At 76.5% G+C, this 21,910-nt stretch carries 19 protein-coding genes; 14 read left to right on the forward strand and 5 right to left on the reverse strand.

Annotation, left to right across the window (positions count from 1 at the left end; all coding sequences use genetic code 11):
• Positions 1–98 precede the first annotated feature (98 nt).
• The 7 genes from NT8_RS09970 (at position 99) to NT8_RS10000 (ending at position 8,845) form a co-directional block, all read left to right on the forward strand.
• Positions 99–1,355: a sensor histidine kinase gene (locus NT8_RS09970; protein ID WP_067966685.1), complete on the forward strand. Its 1,257-nt coding sequence runs from the start codon at positions 99–101 to the stop codon at positions 1,353–1,355.
• Complete coding sequence (locus tag NT8_RS09975) at positions 1,352–1,999, forward strand: response regulator (protein WP_067966688.1); 648 nt, start codon at positions 1,352–1,354, stop codon at positions 1,997–1,999. The genes NT8_RS09970 and NT8_RS09975 overlap by 4 nt, the downstream gene beginning before the upstream one ends.
• A 259-nt stretch (positions 2,000–2,258) precedes the next feature.
• A complete protein-coding gene (locus NT8_RS09980; RefSeq protein ID WP_174549550.1) occupies positions 2,259–2,822 on the forward strand; it encodes a TetR/AcrR family transcriptional regulator in 564 nt (187 codons plus the stop codon).
• Positions 2,823–3,069: 247 nt separating this feature from the next.
• Positions 3,070–4,023: a D-2-hydroxyacid dehydrogenase gene (locus NT8_RS09985; RefSeq protein ID WP_067966695.1), complete on the forward strand. Its 954-nt coding sequence runs from the start codon at positions 3,070–3,072 to the stop codon at positions 4,021–4,023.
• 302 nt (positions 4,024–4,325) lie between these two features.
• Positions 4,326–6,083 carry an ATP-binding cassette domain-containing protein gene (locus NT8_RS09990; RefSeq protein ID WP_067966696.1) on the forward strand — a complete coding sequence of 586 codons (1,758 nt, stop codon included), beginning with the start codon at positions 4,326–4,328 and terminating at the stop codon, positions 6,081–6,083.
• Positions 6,080–7,864: an ABC transporter ATP-binding protein gene (locus tag NT8_RS09995; RefSeq protein ID WP_067966699.1), complete on the forward strand. Its 1,785-nt coding sequence runs from the start codon at positions 6,080–6,082 to the stop codon at positions 7,862–7,864. Before NT8_RS09990 ends, NT8_RS09995 begins: the two co-directional genes overlap by 4 nt.
• Before the next feature lie 237 nt (positions 7,865–8,101).
• Positions 8,102–8,845, forward strand: coding sequence for a hypothetical protein (locus tag NT8_RS10000; protein ID WP_157515657.1), 744 nt, complete (start codon positions 8,102–8,104; stop codon positions 8,843–8,845).
• Here NT8_RS10000 and NT8_RS10005 read toward each other — a convergent pair.
• Positions 8,842–9,183, reverse strand: a complete 342-nt coding sequence (locus NT8_RS10005; RefSeq protein ID WP_067966705.1) for a histone-like nucleoid-structuring protein Lsr2 — start codon at positions 9,181–9,183, stop codon at positions 8,842–8,844. The genes NT8_RS10000 and NT8_RS10005 overlap by 4 nt on opposite strands.
• A 299-nt stretch (positions 9,184–9,482) precedes the next feature.
• The gene (locus NT8_RS10010; RefSeq protein WP_067966708.1) at positions 9,483–10,385 is read right to left on the reverse strand and encodes an alpha/beta fold hydrolase; all 903 of its coding nucleotides are present in this window, start codon (positions 10,383–10,385) and stop codon (positions 9,483–9,485) included.
• A 378-nt stretch (positions 10,386–10,763) separates the two neighbouring features.
• On the opposite strand from NT8_RS10010, the gene NT8_RS10015 reads away from it, so the two are divergent.
• Positions 10,764–11,786 (forward strand): phosphotransferase family protein, encoded by a 1,023-nt coding sequence (locus NT8_RS10015; protein WP_067966710.1) that lies wholly within the window; start codon positions 10,764–10,766, stop codon positions 11,784–11,786.
• Here NT8_RS10015 and NT8_RS10020 read toward each other — a convergent pair.
• Positions 11,764–12,792, reverse strand: coding sequence for a glutathione S-transferase family protein (locus NT8_RS10020; RefSeq protein WP_245646113.1), 1,029 nt, complete (start codon positions 12,790–12,792; stop codon positions 11,764–11,766). The two genes, NT8_RS10015 and NT8_RS10020, sit on opposite strands and share 23 nt — an antisense overlap.
• Before the next feature lie 242 nt (positions 12,793–13,034).
• On the opposite strand from NT8_RS10020, the gene fabG reads away from it, so the two are divergent.
• The 3 genes from fabG (at position 13,035) to NT8_RS10035 (ending at position 15,446) form a co-directional block, all read left to right on the forward strand.
• Positions 13,035–13,742, forward strand: a complete 708-nt coding sequence (fabG, locus tag NT8_RS10025) for a 3-oxoacyl-ACP reductase FabG (protein WP_067966712.1) — start codon at positions 13,035–13,037, stop codon at positions 13,740–13,742.
• A 73-nt stretch (positions 13,743–13,815) separates the two neighbouring features.
• Entirely contained in the window at positions 13,816–14,580 is a 765-nt protein-coding gene (fabI, locus tag NT8_RS10030; protein ID WP_067966716.1) for an enoyl-ACP reductase FabI, read from the forward strand.
• 104 nt (positions 14,581–14,684) lie between these two features.
• Positions 14,685–15,446 carry an SDR family NAD(P)-dependent oxidoreductase gene (locus tag NT8_RS10035; RefSeq protein ID WP_067966719.1) on the forward strand — a complete coding sequence of 254 codons (762 nt, stop codon included), beginning with the start codon at positions 14,685–14,687 and terminating at the stop codon, positions 15,444–15,446.
• 66 nt (positions 15,447–15,512) lie between these two features.
• Here the strand turns inward: NT8_RS10035 and NT8_RS10040 are convergent, their stop codons facing one another.
• Positions 15,513–17,168 carry an AMP-binding protein gene (locus tag NT8_RS10040; RefSeq protein ID WP_067966722.1) on the reverse strand — a complete coding sequence of 552 codons (1,656 nt, stop codon included), beginning with the start codon at positions 17,166–17,168 and terminating at the stop codon, positions 15,513–15,515.
• Positions 17,169–17,397: 229 nt separating this feature from the next.
• Here NT8_RS10040 and NT8_RS10045 point away from each other — a divergent pair, with 229 nt between their 5' ends.
• The 3 genes from NT8_RS10045 to NT8_RS10055 all read left to right on the forward strand — a co-directional run bounded on the left by NT8_RS10045 (position 17,398) and on the right by NT8_RS10055 (position 20,762).
• Positions 17,398–18,261 (forward strand): helix-turn-helix domain-containing protein, encoded by an 864-nt coding sequence (locus tag NT8_RS10045; RefSeq protein WP_067966726.1) that lies wholly within the window; start codon positions 17,398–17,400, stop codon positions 18,259–18,261.
• Between the two features lie 419 nt (positions 18,262–18,680).
• Complete coding sequence (locus tag NT8_RS10050) at positions 18,681–19,619, forward strand: cyclase family protein (RefSeq protein ID WP_067966730.1); 939 nt, start codon at positions 18,681–18,683, stop codon at positions 19,617–19,619.
• A 207-nt stretch (positions 19,620–19,826) separates the two neighbouring features.
• Positions 19,827–20,762, forward strand: coding sequence for a cyclase family protein (locus NT8_RS10055; protein ID WP_217999146.1), 936 nt, complete (start codon positions 19,827–19,829; stop codon positions 20,760–20,762).
• 90 nt (positions 20,763–20,852) lie between these two features.
• Here NT8_RS10055 and NT8_RS10060 read toward each other — a convergent pair.
• A partial coding sequence (locus NT8_RS10060) for an ATP-binding protein (protein ID WP_305082637.1) occupies positions 20,853–21,910 on the reverse strand: 1,058 nt, incomplete at its 5' end.

Genomic DNA, 21,910 nt, shown 5'->3' on the forward strand with positions numbered 1-21,910 from the left:
ACCGGCAGGGACACGCGCGCACCGACGATCGTCGCGGCCGCCGCCCGCACCGCCGCGGCCTGCGCCGACGCCGCCCCGGGGCGCTTAGACTCCGGCCCATGGAGGACGAGGAGCGGCGTCCGGGCGGCGCACCCGGCGCGTGGCCGCTGCGGACCGCGCGGTGGTGGTGGGACCGCCGGGCGCGGTTCGCCGACTGGTTCCTCGCCTGCTTCTACTTCCCCATCACCGCGGGGTTCCAGGTGAGCGGGCCGGACAGCGTCGTGGACCTGGTGCTGCCGGAGCCCGCCCCGGGCGCCGGGTTCATGCTGTGGTCGGCGGTGCAGTTCGCGGTCGTGGTGGGCGGCGCGGGCGCGGTGTCGATCGCCATCCTGCTGCGGCGCTCCCGGCCGCAGCTGCTCCTCGCCGTGAGCGTCGCGCTGCTCTTCGCGTTCGGCAACCTGATCCCCGGCACCATCGCCGTCTACACCTACGCGGCCTGGCACGACGACCGGCGCCGGCTCGCCTGGTGGACCGGCGCGCTGCTGGCCGGCACGGTGCTGGTCTACGGCGGCACCACGTCGCTGTTCCCCGTCATCGCGATGATGATCGTCCTGCCGCTGCTGGCCGGGCTGTGGACGGGCACCCGGCGCCAGCTCATCGCCAACCTGCGCGAACGGGCCGAGCGCCTGGAGCGCGAGCAGCACCTCAAGGCCGAGCACGCCATCACCGCCGAGCGCACCCGGATCGCCCGCGAGATGCACGACGTGGTGGCGCACCGGGTCAGCCTCATGGTGCTGCACGCCGGCGGGCTGGAGGTGTCGGCCGCCGAACCGCGCACCGTCGAGACCGCCGGGGTGATCCGCACCACCGGGCGCGAGGCCCTGGCCGAACTCCGCGAGATCCTCGGCGTGCTGCGCGACGCCCCCGGCGGCGAGGCGCCCACCGCCCCCCAGCCGGTGCTCTCCGACCTCGCCCGGCTGATCGGCGAGTGGCGCGGCCTGGGCACGCCCGTCGAGTGGCGCACCGGCGGCACCCCGCGCCCGCTGCCCGCCCAGCTCGAACGCACCGCCTACCGCGTCGTCCAGGAGGCGCTGACCAACGCGGGCAAGCACGCCCCGGGCGCCCCCGTCGCGGTCCGCATCGACTACGGCGACCGCGAACTGGGCATCACCGTCGCCAACGCGCCCACCGAGAGCCACGACCCCCCGCACGACCCGCCGCCGGGCAGCGGGTACGGCCTGGCCGGGCTCCGCGAGCGGCTCACCCTGGTCGACGGGGTCCTCACCGCCGGGCCCGCCCCGGACGGCGGGTGGCGGGTCCGCGCTATCGTGCCCGTGGCACAGGCGGACGAGCGCGACGGGGGAGCGGCCGGGTGATCCGCACGGTTCTGGTGGACGACGAGCAGCTGGTGCGCTCGGGGCTGCGCATGATCCTGGACTCCGCCGACGACATCGAGGTCGTCGGCGAGGGCTCCGACGGCGCCGACGCCGTGCCGCTCGTCCGCGACCTCGACCCCGACGTGGTCCTGCTCGACATCCGCATGCCCGGCGTCGACGGCCTCACCGCCGCCGCCGACCTCGCCGCGCTGCCCCGCCCGCCCAAGGTCGTCCTGCTCACCACCTTCGACCTGGACGAGTACGTGCACCGGGCGCTCCGCGCGGGCGCGGTCGGCTTCCTGCTGAAGGACACGCCGCCGCGCGACCTCATCTCCGCGGTGCGCACCATCGACGAGGGCAACGCCATGCTCGCGCCCAGCGTCACCAAGCGGATGCTGGAGCGGTTCGCCGCCCCCGCGCCCGGCGGGACGGGCGACGCGGCGCGCCGCCTGGAGGTGCTGAGCGCCCGCGAGCGCCAGGTGCTGGTGGCCGTCGCCCAGGGGCTGTCCAACGCCGAGGCGGGCCGCGAGCTCGGCATGCGCGAGGCGACGGTCAAGGCGCATGTCAGCCGCATCCTGGCCAAGCTCGGGCTGTCCAACCGGGTGCAGGCGGCCATCCTGGCGCACGACGCCGGCTGGACCTGACCGCCCCCGGCCGCCGGCCCGCTCCGCGCCGGCCGGCCGCCGCCCGGCGCGGGGCGGGCCGGGTGACCGGTGTCACTCCGGAGGGCCCACCGACGAGGTCTATTGTGTGAGCACGGCCCGTCCGGGCCGACGACCATGTCCGAGGGACACCCCGTCACAGAAAGGCCCAGCCGTGGCCGTCCGAACCCGCGGGGGCGACGGGGCGCAGGCGCCCGGGCCCGCCGCCGCCGGATCCGCCGGACCCCTCGCCGAGGCGTCCGTGCCGCGCCGCCTGCTGGCGGTCGCCACCCGGCTGTTCGCCGAGAAGGGGTTCGACCGCACCTCGGTGCAGGAGATCGTGGACGCCGCCGGGGTCACCAAGGGCGCGATGTACCACTACTTCGACTCCAAGGACGACCTCCTCGCCGAGATCTACGCGCGGGTGCTGCGGTTGCAGACCACCCGGCTGGAGGAGATCGCTGCCGGGCCGGGCACCGTGGTCGAGCGGGTGCGGCGGGCGGCGTCCGACGTCGTCGTCACCACCATCGCCAACCTGGACGACGCCAGCATCTCGTTCCGGTCGCTGCACCAGCTGAGCGCCGCCAAGCAGCGCGAGGTCCGCGCCGGGCGGCGCCGCTACCACGAGCTGTTCCGGTCGCTGGTCACCCGCGGCCAGGACGAGGGCGTGTTCACCGACCGGGTGCCCGCCGACATCGTGGTCGACTTCTACTTCGGGTCGGTGCACCACCTGAGCACCTGGTACCACCCCGAGGGCGCGCTGTCGCCGCGGCAGATCGGCGACCACTACGCCGACCTCCTCCTCACGGCCCTGCGGACCGACTGACCGCCGCCGGCGCCCCGCGCCGTTCAGGTGCCCGGCCGCCCCGCCCCCCCGGCGGTTTCCCCGGACCCCCCCGCCCGGCCCGTCGCGGCCGGTCGCGTAGCATCCCCGGGTGCCGGTCCGGCGGCGGGAGCCGCCGCCGACCGGGCCGCCGACCGCGCGCCGCACCCGACGAGGACCCCATGATGCCGACGAACGACCGCGCCCGCCCCCGGGGCGGCGGCCGCCCGCACGCTCCGGACGGCCGGGCATGGCGCGGCTGATCCTCGCCGTCTCCGCCGACGGCCACCGCCCCGACCTGTCCCACCTCACCGACACCGAGGTCCGCTACGCGACCGCCGCGGAGCTGCCGGCGGCGGTCGAGGGCGCCGACGCGCTGCTCGTCTGGTCGTTCACCTCGGGCGGGGTGGCCCGCGCGTGGCCGCACGCGGACGCGCTGCGGTGGATGCACGTCAGCAGCGCCGGGGTCGACCGCGTCCTCACCCCCGAGGTGGTGCGCAGCGGCGTCACCGTCACCAACGTGCGCGGCGTGCTGGACGACGCGATCGCCGAGTACGTGCTGGGCCTGGCGCTGGCGTTCGCCAAGGACCTGCCCGGCACCCTCGACCGGCAGCGCCGCCGCCACTGGGAGCACCGGCCCACCTCCCTGCTGCGCGGGTCGCGGGCGCTGGTGGTCGGACCGGGCGCCATCGGGCGGGCGGTCGGCCGGACCCTCGGCGCGGTCGGGGTGGCGGTCGACGCCGTCGGCCGGGCGGCCCGGCCGGGCGACGGCGTGTTCGGCGCCGTGTACGGTCCGGCCGACCTCGCCGCCGTCATCGGCGGCTACCGGTTCGTGGTCGTCACCGCCCCGCTCACCGCCGCGACGCGGGGCCTCGTCGGCGCGGACGCGATCGCCGCGATGGCGCCCGACGCCTACCTCGTCAACGTCGCCCGGGGGCCGGTGGTGGACGAGGCGGCGCTGACCCGGGCGCTGCGGGACGGCCGCGTGGCCGGAGCGGCGCTCGACGTGTTCCACCGGGAGCCGCTGCCCGAGGAGCACCCGCTGTGGGGGCTGCCGAACGTGGTGGTCTCCCCGCACATGGCGGGCGACGTCGCGGGCTGGCGCGACGCGCTGCTCGGCGTCTTCACCGACAACCTGGAGCGGTTCCGGGCCGGGCGCCCCCTGCGCAACGTCGTGGACAAGGAGCTCGGCTTCGTCGTGTGACCCGCCGCCCGGCGCCCGGTGCGGGCCGCGCGGCGCGGACCGGTATTCCCGCGGTGCGGGGAGAGGTGGCGCACGTCGAGACGCGCGTCGCCTTTAGGTTAGGCTCTCCTTTGCCGCTCGTCGTCGGCCCTGGTGCGGTGGTCCGTCCCGCCCGGCCGCCTCCTGCGGCGCCCCCGCCCCCCACGACCGGAAGGCCGCCCGTGAGTCCGTCCCGCCGCCCCCCCAGGCCCGGCGCGGCCCCCCGCCGGCACCGCCGCGCGGACGCGGGCCCACCGCCCCTCCCGGCGCCGAGCGGACCCCCGATGAGCGCGGCCGACACCGCGCCGGCCGGCACCGCGCCGTCCGGCGGCGGGCGGCTGCTGCGCCGCGCCCTGCTGCGCAACCGGGGGCGGCTGGCCATCGGCGTCACCGGGGCCTCCCTGCACCAGACCGCCGAGGCGCTGGTCCCGGTCGCCATCGGCCTCGTCATCGACCGGGCCGTCGCCACCGGCGACGTCCGGGCGCTGGCGGTGTCGCTGGCCGGCCTGGTGCTGCTGTTCACCGTCCTCACCATGTCGTGGCGCTTCGGCGCGCGCTCCCTGGTCGCCGCGATCCAGGGCGAGGCCCACCTGCTGCGCGTCGAGGCCGCCGAGCGCATGCTCGACCCCCGCCGCCAGGACAGCGGGATGCGCGCCGGGGAGCAGCTGAGCATCGCCACCTCCGACGCCGACCGGCTGGCCCGGCTGCTGCACTTCGGCCCCTCGTTCGTGTCCGGGGTCGTCGGCCTGGCCGTGTCGGCGGTCGCGCTGCTGCGCATCGACTCCGCGCTCGGCCTCGGCGTGCTCGTTGGCGTGCCCGTGCTGGTGGGCGCCGTCCAGGTGCTCGGCCCGCTGCTGACCCGGCGGGCGGCCTCCCAGCAGGCGGCCACCGCCGCCACCACCGCGCTCGCCGCCGACCTGGTGCGCGGCCTGCCGGTGCTGCGCGGCGTCGGCGCCGAGACCGCCGCGGCGGACGGCTACCAGCGGTCCAGCGGCGCCGCGCTGCGCGCCGCCCTGCACGCCGCCGCCCCCAGCGGCGCCTACTTCGGCGCCACCACCGCGGGCGGCGGGCTGCTGCTGGCGGGCGCCGCCGCGTTCGCCGGGTGGGCCGCGATCAACGGGCGCATCACCATCGGCGAGCTCATCACCGTCGTCGGCCTCGCCCAGTTCATCACCGAGCCGGTGCGCGAACTCGGCCTGTGCGGCCAGGGCATCGCGGTGGCGCGGGCGTCGGCCGGGCGCCTGGCCGCGATGCTCGACGCCCCCTACCGGCTCGCCCCGGGCGACCGGGCCGTCGCCGGGGAGGCCCGCGTCGACCTGCGCGGCGTCCACCACGGCCCGCTGCGCGGCCTGACCCTGTCGGTGCGGCCGGGCGAGTTCGTCGGCGTCGTCGGCCACGACCCGGCCGAGACCCGCGCCCTGGTCGCCCTGCTGTCCGGGCGGACGCCGCCGGGCGAGGTCGACGGCGACGTCCTCGTCGACGGCGTCCCGCTCGGCGACATCCGCCTCGACGACGCCCGCCGCACCGTCCTGGTCGAACCGCACGAGCCCGACCTGTTCGAGGGCACCCTGCGCGACAACGTGCGCGCGGGCGTCCCCGCCGGGGCGGCGGGCGGCGGGGACGACGAGGCCGGGCTGTGGGCGGCGCTGCGCGCCACGGCCGGCGACGAGGTCGTCCGCGCCCACCCCGACGGCCTCGACCACCGCATCACCGACCGCGGGACCACCCTGTCCGGCGGGCAGCGGCAGCGCCTGGCCCTGGCGCGGGCCGTCGCCGCCCGCCCGCCGGTCCTCGTCCTGGACGAGCCCACCACGGCGGTCGACGCCGTCACCGAGGAGACCGTCGCCCAGGGGCTGCGCGACGCCCGGCACGGCCCGGACGCCGGGGCCGGCCTGGCGACCCTCGTCGTCACCAGCAGCCCCGCCCTGCTCGCCCGCGCCGACCGTGTGGTGGTGCTCTCCGGCGGCGCCGTCGCCCGCGAGGGCACCCACGCCGACCTGGCCGCCGCCGACCCCGACTACCGCAGGACGGTGCTGCGATGACCGCCGGACCGACGGCCGCCCCCAGCGCCCACCGGGTGCTGCCGATCGCCTCGGCGCGCGCCACGCTGGCGCTCGTCCGCGCCGAACTGCGCGGCGTGCGCGGCCCCGCCGCCGCGGCCCTGGCCGTGTCCGCCGCCGCCAACGCGTGCGCGCTGATCGCGCCCTGGGTCCTCGGCCTGCTGGTCGACGCGGTGGACGAGGGCACGACGACCGCGCACGCGCTGACCCTGACGGGCGCCATCGCCGCCGCGGCGGTGGCCGGCGGGGTGCTGACCGCGGTCGCGTTCACCCTGCTCGCCCGGACCGGCGAGACCGTGCTCGCCCGGCTCCGCGAACGCGTCGTGCGGCGCGCGCTGCTGCTGCCCGCGCCGGTGCTCGCCCGGCTCAGCGCCGGGGACCTGCTCTCCCGCGTCGGCGACGACGTCGCGGTGGTGGGCGACACCATCCGCGAGAAGGTGCCGTTCCTGCTGTCGGCCCTGCTCACGGTGGTCCTGACGATGGGCGGCCTCATCGCCTTGGACTGGCGGCTGGGCCTGGCCGGGATGTGCGCGCTGCCCGTCTACGCGTTCGCCCTGCGCTGGTACCTGCCGCGCTCGGCCCCGCTCTACGTTGACGAGCGCGCCGCCATGGGCGAGCGCGCCCAGGCGCTCGTCGGGTCGCTGCACGGCGCCGAGACCGTGCACGCCTACCGGCTGCACGCGCACCGCCGGGCTCTGGTGGACGAGCGCTCCGCGGTGGCCCGCGACGCCACCGTCCGGGTGTTCCGCCTGTTCACCCGCTTCGGCGGGAGCATGAACATGGCCGAGTGCGTCGGCCTCTCCGCGATCCTCGCCGTGGGGTTCGCGCTGGTCGGCGGCGACGCCGCCACCGTGGGGCAGACCACCGCCGCCGCGCTGTACTTCCACCGGCTGTTCGGGCCGCTCGGCGCCATCATGGTGACGTTCAACGACGTGCAGTCGGCCGGGACCAGCCTCGCGCGCATGGCCGGGGTGGCCGCGATGCCGCTGCCGGAACCGCCCGCCGACGCGATGGTCCCCGCCGACGGCGGGGTCGAGGTGCTCGGGGTCGGCCACCGCTACGACGGCGGGCCGCCCGTGCTGCGCGACGTCACCCTGCGCGTCGCGCCGGGGGAGCGGGTGGCCCTGGTGGGCGGCAGCGGGGCGGGCAAGACCACGCTCGCCTCGGTCGTCGCGGGCCTGCTGACCCCGGCCGAGGGCGCGGTCCGGCTCGGCGGCGCCCCCCTGGACCGGCTGCACCCCGACGCGCTCCGCCGGCACCTGGCCCTGGTCAGCCAGGACACCCACGTGTTCGCGGGGACGCTCGCCGACAACGTCCGGCTCGCCGTGCCGGACGCCGGCGAGGACCGGGTCCGCGCCGCCCTGGCGGCGGTGGACGCCCTGTCCTGGGCGGCGGCCCTGCCCGAGGGACTGGACACCGTCGTCGGCGAGGGCGGGCTCCGGCTGACCGCCTTCCAGGCGCAGCACCTGGCCCTGGCCCGCGTGGTCCTGGCCGACCCGGCCGTGGTCGTGCTGGACGAGGCGGGCGCCGAGGCGGGCAGCGCGGGCGCCCGGGTGCTGGAGCGGGCGGCGGTGGCCGCGACCCGGGGCCGCACCGCCCTGGTCGTGGCGCACCGGCTGCCGCAGGCGGTCGAGGCCGACCGCATCGTCGTCCTCGACGCGGGCCGCGTGGTCGAGTCCGGCACGCACGCCGACCTGGTCGCCCGGGGCGGCCGCTACGCCGACCTGTGGAACGCCTGGAGCGCGACCGGCGCCCCCGCCTGACCGGGGCCGGGCCCGACCGCCGACGCGGCCTCCCGGGCCCGGGGGGCGGTGGGCGCCCGGGCGCGGCCGACGCCGCCCCCCCGAACCGCGTCGAACGGGGACCGGCGGGGAGGCGGGTACCGCCCGCTTGATCGGCCGCCCGGATTCGTCCAGGATCATTCCCGTCCGCGCCCGGTGCCGGGCGGCCCGGTGGGCCGCCCGGCACCGGACGGCCCACCGCACCCCCTGGAGCACCCCGTGTCGCAGCCCCCGAACGAGCCCGCGCCGAAGGACGAGCTGGCCCGGCTGCGGTCACTGGCGGAAACGGACGTCGCGGCCCACCGGGACGAGATCGCGGCCGCCGTCGGCCCGCTCCTCGCGCGCCTCGGCGAGCGCCTGCCGGCCGAGCACACCGGCCCCGTGCGCGCGCAGGCGCTGCGGACCAACCGGCTGCTGCCCGAAGCGCTGTACAAGGCGGGCCTGGAGCGCCGGCTGGCGGGCGACCCCGCCGGGGCGGTGGAACTGCTGACCGCCGCGGGCGACCGCCAGGAGGAGGCCGCGTCGCGGCTGGCGGACTGGGCCGAGCGGGTGCCCTCCCTGCGGGTGGAGGCGGACGCGGCCGCCCGGCTGGTGTGGACCATGCGGTGGGACGCCAGCAAGGCCATGCGCGCCGCGGGCCGGTGGGAGGAGGCGCGCGAGCTGCTCACCGCGGTCCGGGACAACGTCCGGACGGACGGCCGCCACCACCTCGTCGTCAACGACCTGCGGCTCGTCGAGGCCCGCGTCCACCAGGGGGAGCTGGCGCGGGACGGCCACGGGGTGCGGGCCGCCCTGCAGGGGGCGCGGCCCGCGGCCCGGAAGGCGGGTCGGCCCGGCTTCACCCCCGAGGGGTTCGTGGCCGCCACGGGGACCGCGCCCCCGATCAAGACCCCCTTCTTCGGCATCCGCCCCCCGTCCGAACGCGGCCTGCGCCCCCCGTCCGACCGCCGCCGGGGCCGCTAGTGGCGGCTCTCGTAGTCGGCGACGATGGCCGCCGGGATGCGGCCGCGGTCGCTGACCGGCTTGCCGGCCGACCGCGCCCAGGTGCGGATGCGCGCGGCCTTGTCGCGGTCGATCCGCCCGCCGCCGGCCGGCGCGCGGCCCTGGCGGGCGGCGCGCCCGGTGGGCCGGGCCCGGCGGGCGTGGTCGACGAACGGGGCGAGCGCCTCCCGCAGCATCTTGGCGTTCTGGCTGCTCAAGTCGATTTCATAAGTTTGTCCGTCGAGCGCGAAAGTGACGCTCTCCTCCGCTTGGCCGCCGTCCAGATCGTCGACGAGTAGTATCTGCGTCTTCTGAGCCATTGGCATACTCCGTTCTTGGTATTTCGGGTGCCGGTTTCCACTATAGGGACTCCAATGCATTCGAGGAATGGGGTTCCCCCTTTTCCCGGATGAATGTCCCGCGGTCCCAATGTGCCCCGCCCCCGGGGCCGAACGCCGGGGGTGACGCTGCGGCGTGGGCCGGGCGGGCCAGGTCACCGAGGGGGAAAGGGGACTCCTTTCCCGGCGGATTTCCATCCGGAGTCGCGCGTGGACACGGTGCGGAGCCGGCGCGTGCGCGTGCGTGGCACTCCATTCCGGTCGGCTGCGGCGGGCCCTTCTCAGGCGCCGGGGGCCGGGTCCAGCTCGCGCAGGAGGGCGCGGATGTCGTCGGGCCGTTCATGCGGGGCGAGGTGGCCGGCTCCGGGAATGCCGTGCACCCCGGTGCCGAGCAGCCGGCGGGCGGGCGCGGCCAGGCGGGCCGGCGGGAAGAAGCAGTCGTGGGCGCCCGCGGCCACCCGGACGGGGGTCGTGCGCCACCGGCGCACGACGCGGTCGGGCAAGGGGCGCGGGGCGAGGCTGGTGCGGCAGTGGCGGGCCACCAGCGTCAGCCAGGCGTCCTGTCGGTCCCGTTCCCGCCCATGAGCGGGTGCGGGGCCGCTCATGTGGTCGAGCAGCCGCGCGCTGGTGGCGGGGGAGGGGGCGAGGAGCCACGGCAGCGTCGCCCGCAGCAGGGCGGGGCCGATCGCGGCGGGCGCCAGCCCCGCCGGGCCGACCAGGGCCAGTCCGGCCACCCGGTCGGACGGGGCGCACGACAGTGCCACCGCCGCCCCCAGCGAGTGGCCGAGCACGAGGACCGGGCGGTCGGCGAGGTGGGCGAGGATGTCCGCCAGCCAGGTTCCGTAGGCGGCGAGGCGGTCGCCGCCGGGCCGGTGCGGCGGGGCCAGGCCCGGCTGGCCGGGCAGATCGACCAGGTGTACGGCGCGGTCGCGGGCCAGGGCGCGGGCGACCGGCAGGTCGGTGGCGCTGTTGAAATTCGTGCCCGCCAGCAGCAGGACCGGGGTGCCCGGGCCGCCGTCCGCGGTGAAGACCGGGGTGGGCCCCAGGGAGGTGGCGAGCGTGCGCTCGCGCGGGGCGGGGTGCGCCGCCAGGCGGGCGCGGCACCAGGAGCGGATGAGCCGTTCCCCCGCGGCGTCGCGGTAGACGGCGGTCCGGCGGCGGGCGGGGTGCGGGGCGGTGGTCACGGGCGGGCCTTCCGGTCATGGCGGTGCGGACCGCCGACCAGACTTCCCGGCACACCGGGCGCGTCGAGCGCCGTGCCCGCATCATGCCGCAACGGGACGCGCGCGTCCAGACGCGGGCCATCGGCGAGGGAGGGCGCCGCCGCGCGGGGCGGGGCGCGCTTGGGACACCCCCCGGCCGGTGGCGGTGGTGCCCGCTCTGCGGCGGTGGTGCCCGCCCCGTGCCCCCGCTCCCCGCCTGCCGCGCCGGACGGGAAAAAGACCGACCGGATGGTATGTCGGAGAAGAGGGCGCGTTATCCTGCTCCGGACACGAAGCCGGACCGCGGCCGGACCGCGGCCCCCGGCGCGCGACGACGGCCGAAGGGCGGCGGGAGACCGAATGGGCGAGATCGATCCTCCGGGCGTGGACCTGCGGCGGCTGCGGGAGCACGTCGACGCCGAACTCCCCGGCCTGCTCGGCGGCGACCTGCGCGGGGAGGTGATCGCGGGCGGGCGCTCCAACCTCACCTACCGGGTGACCGACGGGAGCGGCACCTGGGTGGTGCGCCGCCCCCCGCTCGGCCACGTGCTGCCCACCGCGCACGACATGGCGCGCGAGCACCGCGTCATCACCGCCCTCGCCGACACCGCCGTGCCCGTCCCGGCCGCGCTGCTGCTGTGCACCGACCCCGAGGTGATCGGCGCCCCGTTCTACCTCATGGAGTTCGTCGAGGGCACCCCCTACCGGCGGGCCCGCCAGCTCGACGCGCTGGGCGCCGACCGCACCCGCGCGCTCGTCCTGTCGATGGTCGACACCCTGGTCGACCTGCACGCCGTCGACCCCGCCGCCGTCGGCCTCGCCGACTTCGGCCGCCCCGACGGCTTCCTGGAACGCCAGGTCCGCCGGTGGGGCAAGCAGCTCGCGGCCTCCCGCAGCCGCGACCTGCCCGGCATCGACGAGCTGCACGCGGGCCTGGCCGCCGGGCTGCCGGAGTCGCCGGCGCCGACCGTCGTCCACGGCGACTACCGGCTCGACAACATGCTGGTGGACGGCGGCGACCGGATCGCCGCCGTCCTCGACTGGGAGATGTCCACGCTCGGAGACCCGCTCACCGACGTCGCCCTGCTGCTCGCCTACGGCAGCCCGGAGATGCCGGTGGGGACGGGGGTCAGCGACGCGCCCCGCGCCGCCGGCTACCCGTCCGCCGCCGAGATCACCGCCCGCTACGCCGACCGGTCCGGCCGCGACGTCGCCGCCCTCGACTGGTACGTCGGCTTCGCGTTCTTCAAGCTCGCCGTGATCCTGGAGGGCATCCACTACCGGTTCGCCCAGGGCCAGACCGTGGGGGCCGACTTCGACCGGATCGGCGCCGCGGTGCCCCGGCTGATCGAGGGCGGGCTCAGCCGGCTGGCGGCGCGCTGACCGCCCGCGCCTCCGGGGCGGGCGCCGCGCGCCCGCCCAGGGCGGCGCGGCCGTGCGGCGCGGTGAAGTCGAGCAGCGGGCCCGCCGGGACGATCCGCCGCGGGTTCAGGTCCGGGTGCGTCGTGTAGTAGTGGCGGCGGATGTGGTCGAAGTCGGTGGTGTCGCGGAACGCCGGCAGCGTGTAGAGGTCGCGGGTGTAGCCCCACAGGTTCTCGTAGTCGGTGAGCCGGCGCAGGTTCGCCTTGAAGTGGGTGCCGTAGACCGGGTCGAACCGGGCGAGGGTCACCCACAGCCGGACGTCGGCCTCGGTGACGCGGTCGCCGCACAGGTAGCGGTGCCGGGCCAGCCGCTCCTCCAGGCCGTCGAGTGCCGCGAACAGGTCGGTGACGGCCTCGTCGTACGCCTCCTGCGTGGGCGCGAACCCGCACCGGTACACGCCGTTGTTCACCCGGGTGTAGACCTCGTCGTTCAGCGCGTCGATCTCGGCGCGCAGCTCCTCGGGGTAGAGGTCGATCCGCTCGCGCGCCCACGGTTCGAACTCCGCGTTGAGGTCGAGCGTGATGTCGGGGAAGTGGTTGCTGACGATGCGCCGGGTCCGGGTGTCCCACAGCACCGGCACCGACACGTGCCCGTCGTAGCCGGGCTCGGTGGCCTCGTAGGCCTCGCGCAGCAGCGCGAAGCCGTTCACGGTGTCGGGCCCGTGGCCCGGTCCCTCCCGGAACGCCCACCCCCGGCCGTCGCGGACCGGGTCGACGACGCCGACCGAGACCGCGTCCTCCAGCCCCTTGAGCCGGCGCACGATCAGGCTGCGCTGCGCCCACGGGCAGGCGTAGGAGGCGTACAGGTGGTACCGGCCCGGTTCGGCCGGGAACTCCGCCGACCCGATCCGGCCCCGGAACGGGTACGGCGGCCGCTCGAAGGCGGGCCCCTTGGGGGCGGTCATGGATCTGCCGTAGTCGCCGTAGGCGGCGAAGTCGACCGCTGAGGCGGTGCCGACGGTGGTCACTGTGCTCCTCCTCCTGCCTCGGATGCCGTCCGGCGGGCGGCCGGCCGGTGCCGCGCGCGGTCCCCCGCCCCACCGGCCGGGACGCGCCCCCTCCGCGCCCCGCACGCGGCGGTGCCCGGTGCGGGGGCGTTCGCCCCGGATTCCGGTACCGGCCGGTAGGTCGATACGCTGGCGTGCATTCCATCCACGGTGTCCATGCTCGTCATCGTGCACGCACAGCGCAATTCGGAGGTGTCCTGGATATGGCCCGCTCGGCACTGGTCACCGGCGGAAGCCGGGGGATCGGTCTGGCCATCGCCCGCGAACTCGCCGCCGGCGGCGACGACGTCGCCGTCACCTACCGGTCCGGCGAGCCGCCGGAGGGGCTCCTCGGGGTCCACTGCGACATCACCGACACCGCCCAGGTCGACGCGGCGTTCACGCGGGTCGAGGAGGAGCAGGGCCCGGTCGAGGTGCTGGTGGCCAACGCCGGCATCACCAAGGACCAGCTCATGCTGCTCATGAGCGAGGACGACTTCACCTCCGTCCTCGACACCAACCTCACCGGGACCTTCCGCGTCGTCAAGCGCGCGGTGCGCGGCATGCTGCGCCGCCGCCGCGGCGGCCGGATCGTCCTCATCTCCTCGGTGGTCGGCCTGATGGGCTCCGGCGGACAGGTCAACTACGCGGCGTCCAAGGCGGGCCTGGTGGGCTTCGGCCGGTCCCTCGCCCGCGAACTGGGGTCGCGCGGGATCACGGTCAACATCGTCGCCCCTGGGTTCATCGAGACCGACATGACCGCGGCGCTGCCCGAGGAGCGGGCCGCCGAGATCAAGAAGAACGTGCCGCTGGGCCGCTTCGGCAGCACCGGGGAGATCGCCGCCGCGGTGCGCTTCCTCACCGGCGAGAACGCCGGGTACATCACCGGCGCCGTCATCCCGGTCGACGGCGGCCTCGGCATGGGGCACTGACGACGCGGCCCCGGCCCGCCGACCGGCGCGCCCGCGCCGGCGGTGACAGAGCAGAACAGGAATGAAGGACTCCATGGGAATTCTCGACGGCAAGCGCATCCTGGTGACCGGGGTGATCACCGACAGCTCGATCGCCTTCCACGTCGCCCGCCTCTGCCAGGAGCAGGGCGCGACGGTGGTGCTCACCGGGTACGGCCGGCTCTCCCTCGTCGAGCGCATCGCCCGCCGGCTGCCCGACGCCCCGCCGGTGCTCGAACTGGACGTCACCGACGCCGACCACCTGGCGAGCCTCGCCGACCGCGTCCGCGAGCACGTCGACGGCATCGACGGTGTGGTGCACTCCATCGGCTTCACCCCCCAGGAGGCCCTGGGCGGCAACTTCCTCGACACCGAGTGGGCCGACGTCGCCACCGCGATGCACACCTCCACCTTCTCGCTGAAGGCGCTGACCATGGCGGTGCTGCCGCTGATGAAGGACGGCGGCTCGGTCGTCGCGATGGACTTCGACAACAGCGTCTCCTACCCGGTCTACGACTGGATGGGCGTCGCCAAGTCCGCGCTCACCTCCACCGCCCGCTACCTCGCCCGCTACCTGGGCGGGCAGGGCATCCGGGTGAACCTGGTCTCGGCCGGCCCGCTGCGCACCATGGCCGCCCGCAGCATCCCCGGCTTCGACGAGCTGGCCGGCTCGTGGCCGCAGCGGGCGCCGCTCGGCTGGGACACCGGCGACCCCGAGCCCGCCGCGCGCGCCGTCGTCGCGCTGCTGTCCGACTGGTTCCCCGCCACCACGGGCGAGGTCGTGCACGTCGACGGAGGGTTCCACTCCACCGGGGCGTAGACTCCTGCCCTGCGTCGTACCGGCCGCGGGCGCCCTCCGGAAGCCTCCGGAGGGCGCCCGCGGCCGCGTCGCGCACCGGACCGACGAGCCGAGGGGAGCAGCGCATGGATCTGGGACTCAACGGGGCCAGGGTCGTGGTCACCGGGGCCAGCCGGGGGATCGGCCGGGCCATCGCCGGGGTGTTCGCGGCGGAGGGGGCCGACCTGGCGGTCTGCGCCCGCTCCGCCGAGCCGCTGGAGCGCGCCGCCGGGGAGCTGCGCGGCACCGGGCGGCGGGTGGTCGCCGAGGCGCTGGACGTCGCCGACGCCGACGCGCTGCGGGCCTTCGTCGACCGCGCGGCGGCCGAGCTGGGCGGCATCGACGCCGTGGTGTCCAACGTCTCGGCGGGCAGCGCCGCCGGCCCCGACATGTGGGAGCGGGGGCTGGCCACCGACGTGCTGCCGTTCGTGCGCGTCTGCGAGTACGCCGAGCCGCACCTGGCGGCGTCCGAGCGCGGCGGCGCGATCGTACTGGTCTCGACCACGTCGGCGCTGCACACCTCCGCGCCGTCGGGGCCCAAGGCGTACGGGGCGGTCAAGGCGGCGCTGAACCACCACGCGGCCGCGCTCGCCCGCACGCTGCCGGCCAAGGGCATCCGGGTCAACACGGTGTCGCCGGGGCCGATCGAGTTCCCCGGGGGCGGCTGGGAGCGCCGCCGCGCCGAGCAGCCCGACTTCTACGCGTCCATCCGGTCGCGCATCCCGGCGGGCCGGCTGGGCCGCCCCGAGGAGGTGGCCCGCGCCGTCGCGTTCCTGGCGAGCCCGGCGTCCTCGTTCACCACCGGCGCCAACCTGGTGGTCGACGGCGGCTTCCTCGACCGGGTCTGATCCCCGCGCCCCGGCCGGCCCGGGGCGGCTCCCCGCCGCCCCGGCCGCCGCCGGCGGACCGCGGGGTCACGCCGACGGGGGTTCCAGGCCGAGTTCGCGGGCGGCCCAGGTGCGCATCTCGACCTTGCGCACCTTTCCGCTGACCGTCATCGGGAACGCGTCGACCGCCCGCACGTAGCGGGGCACCTTGTAGTGGGCGAGCCGGTCGCGGCAGAACTCGGCGATCTCCTCGCGCGTCGGCGCGTCGGCCGGGTCGCGCGGGATGACGCAGGCCAGCACCTCCTCGCCGTAGCGGTCGTCGGGCACGCCCACGACCTGCACGTCGGCCACCTTGGGGTGGGTGTGCAGGAACTCCTCGATCTCGCGCGGGTAGATGTTCTCGCCGCCGCGGATGATCATGTCCTTGATGCGGCCGACGATCGCGGTGTAGCCGTCCTCGCGCATCACCGCCAGGTCGCCGGTGTGCATCCACCGGGCCGCGTCGATCACCTCGGCGGTCTTGTCCGGCTGGTCCCAGTAGCCGAGCATCACCGAGTAGCCCCGCGTGCACAGCTCGCCCGCCTCGCCGCGCGGCAGCGTCACGCCGGTGACCGGGTCGACCACCTTCACCTCCACGTGCGGCAGCACCCGGCCGACGGTGGCGGTGCGCCGCTCCAGGTCGTCGTCGACGCGGGTCTGCACCGACACCGGCGAGGTCTCGGTCATGCCGTAGCAGATGGCCACCTCGGCCATGTGCATCTCGCCGACGACCCGCTTCATCACCTCCACCGGGCACGGCGACCCGGCCATGATCCCGGTGCGCAGCGTCGACAGGTCGTAGGAGGCGAAGTCGGGCAGGCCCAGTTCGGCGATGAACATGGTCGGCACCCCGTACAGCGACGTCACCCGCTCGGCGGCCACCGCGCGCAGGGTGGCCGCCGGGTCGAAGGACGGCGCGGGGATGACCACGCACGCGCCGTGGCTGGTGGCGGCCAGGTTGCCCATGACCATGCCGAAGCAGTGGTAGAAGGGCACCGGCAGGCAGACCCGGTCGTGCTCGGTGTAGCCGAGCAGCTCGCCCACGGAGTACCCGTTGTTCAGGATGCTGTGGTGGGACAGTGTGGCCCCCTTGGGGAACCCGGTCGTGCCCGACGTGTACTGGATGTTCACCGGGTCGTCGCAGGACAGCCCGGCCGCCCGCTCCGCGAGGCGCGCCGCGGGCACCCCGGCGCCGCCCGCCAGCAGCGCCGCCCACGACGGGTCGTCCAGGTAGACCACGTCGCGCAGCCCCGGCAGCGACCCCCGGGTGGCCTCGACCATCGCGCGGTAGTCGGCGCCCCGGTGCCCCCGCGCCGACACCAGGGTGCGCACCCCCGCCTGGGCCAGCACGTACTCCAGCTCGTGGCGGCGGTAGGCGGGGTTGACGTTGACCAGGATCGCGCCGATCGCGGCCGTCGCGTACTGCACCAGCACCCACTCGGGCCGGTTGGGCGCCCAGATCCCCACGCGCTCACCCCGCTCGACGCCCAGCGCGAGCAGGCCGCGGGCGGCGGCGTCGACCGCGGCGGCGAACCCGGCGTAGGTCCACCGCCGCCCGGAGGGCACGTCGACCAGCGCCTCGCGGTCGGGGAAGCGCGCCGCGGTGCGGGCCAGGTTCGCGCCGATGGTGTCGCCGAGCAGCGGCCGCTCGGACGCGCCGCTCGCGTAGGAGGTGGTCGTGGGGGGAAACGTGGGGGAAGGCATGGGGGCTCCCGTCGCGGTCCGGCCCCGTGCCGCCGCAGGGGGCCCTCCCGATCGTCCCGACCCGGCGGGCGCCCCATCACCCCCGAACGGGGGGGCGGGCGGACCGGGCGGCACCGGCGTTCGGGCCCGGTGGGCCGCGGGGCGCAGTACGATCGTGTCGATGTGACGGGCGTCTCATCGTCCCCTCGGCCCCCGGAGGGGACCCCGTCCCGAGCCGCCGGAGGACCGCATGCCCCCGTCCGCCGCCGAGGGCGACCTCGCCGACATCCGAGCCGGGCTGCCGCTGCTGCGGCGGCACGGCGGGCTGCCCGTCGTCTTCGGCGGGGCGGTGGGCGCGGACGGCGCGGTGCGCTACACCGAACTCGCGGGCGTCCGCACCGACGCCATCCGCGACCTGCGCGTCGCCCCGGGGCGCGGGCTGGGCGGCCGCAGCCTCGCCGTGCAGCGCCCCGCGTGGGTGCGCGACTACGTCAGCGCCACCGCGATCAGCCACCACTACGACGCCGAGGTCGCCGCCGAGGGGCTGCGCGCCATGGTGGCCGTCCCCGTGGTGGTGCGCGGCCGCACCCGCGGCGTGCTGCTGGGCGCGCTGCGCGCGTCGGTGGCCCTGGGGGACCGCGCCGTCGCCGCGGCCGCCGCGGCGGCCCGCACCGTCGAGCAGCACATCGTGGTCCGCGACGAGGCGCAGGACCGCCTGGCCGCGCTGGAGCGCGCCCGCGCGGCGGGGGGCGGCGCCGGCCCCGCCGCGGCGGCGGCCCGCTGGGAGGAGATCCGCGCGCTCAACGCCGAACTGCGTGCCATCGCAGGGGCGGCCGACGGCGACCTCCAGGAGCGGCTGCTGCGGGTGTGCGCGCGCATGGCCTGGGCCGCCGGGCCGCAGGAGGCCCGCTCCGGCGCGCCCTCCCTGCCGCCCCGGGAACTCGACGTCCTCGCCTGCGTCGCCCTCGGCCACACCAACGCCGACGTCGCCGCCCACCTGGGCGTGCGCCCCGAGACCGTCAAGGGCTACCTGCGCTCGGCCATGCGCCGCCTGGGCGCGCACACGCGCCTGGAGGCCGTGACCGCCGCCCGCCGCTGGGGCCTGCTGCCCTGAGCCCCGCTCCGGCGCGGCCGGGGTGCGGGCCCGGGGCGGGACGCCGGCGGCGCCGCCCGGGGGCGCCGGGCGTCTCCCTCCGTGCCGGTTCGGGTGCGCGGCGTGCCTTTTTCGCACGGGGGGTTCCCGGTGCGGAATTCCGCGCCGCGCCATTTCCCGGACGTTCGGTGACGCGCGCGTCGCGCTCCGTCGAATTCGGCGCGGAATAGGGCTCTGCGTCATCTCCGGGTCGCTGTGCGTGCCGACGGCGGGGCCGTGTGTCCGCCGTGGCCTGCGGCGTCGCCGCCCGAACGTCTCGACAGCTAGATATCAGATGCCTTACTATCATCAACGCACATAAGGCATGAAGTTCCCATATGTGTGGCTGTAGTGGAATGCTTCGTCTCCGAAGGGTGCCCGGCATGTGTGGTCCTGATGTGATGCGACAGATCGACTTCGGCGAGGAGGGCGCCAAGCCCCTCGGTGACGCCAACCCCTACGTGCGCCGGGCGGGGGAGGAGGGCACCGTCCAGATCTCCGGTGACGTCGAGACCCGGCCGTCGGCGACCGCCGGCCTGTTCTCCCGCCGCAACCTGTTCAAGCTCGGCGGCGCCTCGGGCGCCGCGGCCGTGCTCTCGGTGCTGCCGGCCGGCGCCGCCGCCTACGCCGACAGCCGGGGGCTGCTCGGCGGGGACGTCATCGACATGACCCACACCCTCAGCCCGGACTTCCCGGTCGTCTACACGGTCACCGACCCGCCGAAGTACGAGCAGAACCACCGCTACGAGGAGATGGGCTTCAACACCATCATCATGACCCTCGACGAGCACACCGGCACCCACATCGACGCGCCGTCGCACTTCCAGAACGGCGGCGGCCCGTTCATCGACGAGATCGAGCCGGACCAGCTCGTCGCGCCGCTGCGGGTCATCCGGATCGCCGACCGCGCCGCCGAGGACGCCGACACCCTCGTCACCGTCGACGACATCCGCCGCCACGAGCGCCGCTACGGGCGCATCCCCAAGGGCGCGTTCGTGGCCATGGACTCCGGCTGGGCCAAGAAGGTCGACGTCCCCGGCGCCTACCTCAACGAGGACGCCGACGGCCAGTTCCACTGGCCCGCGTTCAGCGGCGACGCCACCGCGTTCCTGGTGGAGAAGCGGTCGATCGTCGGCCTCGGCGTCGACAGCACCAGCCTCGACGCCGGCGCCAGCGAGGGCCCCGAGACCCACCAGATCCTGCTCCCCTCCGGCGGCTACGGCATCGAGTGCATGAACAACGTCGACAAGTGCCCCGACCGCGGCGCGACCGTGGTCGTGGGCGCCCCCAAGCACCGCGGCGGCTTCGGCGGCCCCTGCCGCGTGTTCGCCCTCTGCTGAGCCGCGCCGGCGCCCCCGCCGGGCACCGCCGGTCCGGCCGCGACGGCCCCGCCCCCTCCCGAGGGGGCGGGGCCGTCCGCGTGTCCGTGCGGTCGCGGAGGGTGGACACGTGATGATTCGATCTCGTACAGTAGTCGGCGTTCGAAGATGCATAAGAATTCTTACGCGGCCGCCGTGCGGCCGCGCGCCCCCGGGAAGGCGGTCCCCATGTGCGGTCCCGAGACCATGCGCCAGATCGACTACGGAGCGTCACCGCCGCCACCGCTCGGTGCCGGACACCCGCACGTCCGCCGCACCGGGCCGCACGGCACCCTCCAGGTCGCCGGCGACCCCGGCCGGCGCCGGATGTCGCGCCGCCACCTCTTCCGCTACTCGGGCGCGGCCGGCGCCGCTGCGGCGCTGTCGCTGCTGCCCGCCGGGGTGGCCGCGCACGCCGAGACCCGCGGCCTGCTCGCCGGCACGGTCGCCGACCTCACCCACACCCTCGGTCCCGACTTCCCCTACTTCCACCCGACCATGGACCGCCCGCTGTTCGAGGACACCCATTCCGTCGACGCGGACGGCTTCTTCTCCCGCAACGTCACCCTCGGCGAGCACGTCGGCACCCACATCGACGCGCCCGCCCACTACGTCGAGGGCGGCGCCACCATCGAGCAGATGCCGGTGGAGAACCTCGTCGCCCCGCTGTGCGTCGTCCGCATCGCCGAGCGCGCCGCGGAGGACCCCGACACCACGCTCACCGTGCGCGACATCCGCGCCTACGAGCGGCGCCACGGCCGCATCCCCGAGGGCGCGTTCGTGGCCATGGACTCCGGGTGGAGCGCCCGGGTCGACGTCCCCGGCGCCTTCATCAACGAGGGCGAGGACGGCCTGTTCCACTGGCCCGGCTTCTCCGGCGAGGCCGCCGCGTTCCTGGTGGAGGAGCGGTCGATCGTCGGCGCCGGCGTCGACACCACCGGGCTGGACGCGGCCGTCGCCGAATCGCCCGACGCCCACCAGATCCTGCTCCCGGCCGGGCTGTACCTGGTGGAGTGCCTGAACAACCTGCACGCCGTCCCCGCCGCCGGGGCCACCGTGGTGGTGGGTGCCCCCAAGTACACCGGCGGCTCCGGCGGCCAGGTCCGCGTCCTCGCCTGCCACTGACGGCGGAGGGGCGCCCCGGCCCGGGGCGCCCCTCGGCGGACCGGGCGGGCGCCGCCGCGCGGCGGCGCCCGCCCCGGCCGGGTCCGCGCGTCAGTCCTCGATGTCGCAGATCACGGCCCCCGGGGCGAGCGTGGCCCCGGCCTCGGCCGCCAGCCGGCGCACCGTCCCCGCGCGGTGCGCGCGGATCTGCTGCTCCATCTTCATCGCCTCCAGGACGACCACCAGGTCGCCCTCCGCCACCCGGTCGCCGTCGGCCACCGCGGCCGCCACCACCGTGCCCTGCATGGGGGAGGTCAGCGACGCGCCCGAGGCGGCGCCCCCGCCGCCCGGCCGCGCCGTCCGCCGCCCCCGGGGCCGCGCGGCGGCGCCCGCCGCCGGGGCCGGCGCCAGACCGCCCAGGCCCGCCGGGAACGTCACCTCGATGCGCCGCCCCGCGACCTCGACCACGGCGCTCGCCCGCTCCTCCGGCGCCGCTGCGGGGTCGGCCGCCGGTCCCGCGTAGGGGGCGATGTCCCCGCTGAACCCGGTCTCGATCCAGCGCGTGTGCACCGAGAACGGCCCCGCGCCGCCGTCGACCTCCGGCGCGAACTCCGGGTCGGTGACCACCGCGCGGTGGAACGGCAGCGCCGTCGCCATCCCGTCCACCTCGAACTCGGCCAGCGCCCGCGCCGCCCGCTCCAGCGCCTGGCGGCGGTCGCGCCCGGTGACGACCAGCTTGGCCAGCAGCGAGTCCCACGCCGGGCCGATGACGGTGCCCGCCTCCACCCCCGAGTCCACCCGCACCCCCGGACCGGCCGGCGGCCGCCACACGGCGACCGTCCCCGGCGCCGGGAGGAACCCGCGGCCCGGGTCCTCGCCGTTGATCCGGAACTCGAAGGAGTGGCCCCGCACCTCCGGGTCGCCGTAGCCCAGCTCCTCGCCGTCGGCGATGCGGAACATCTCGCGCACCAGGTCGATGCCGGTCACCTCCTCGGTGACCGGGTGCTCGACCTGCAGCCGGGTGTTGACCTCCAGGAACGAGATCGTGCCGTCGGTGCCGATCAGGAACTCGCAGGTGCCGGCGCCCACGTAGCCCGCCTCGCGCAGGATCGCCTTGGACGACCGGTACAGCTCGGCGGTCTGCGCCGCGGTCAGGTAGGGGGCCGGGG

It is taken from the genome of Nocardiopsis trehalosi NBRC 14201 (assembly GCF_001552555.1).
Lineage (GTDB): Bacteria > Actinomycetota > Actinomycetes > Streptosporangiales > Streptosporangiaceae > Nocardiopsis_B > Nocardiopsis_B trehalosi.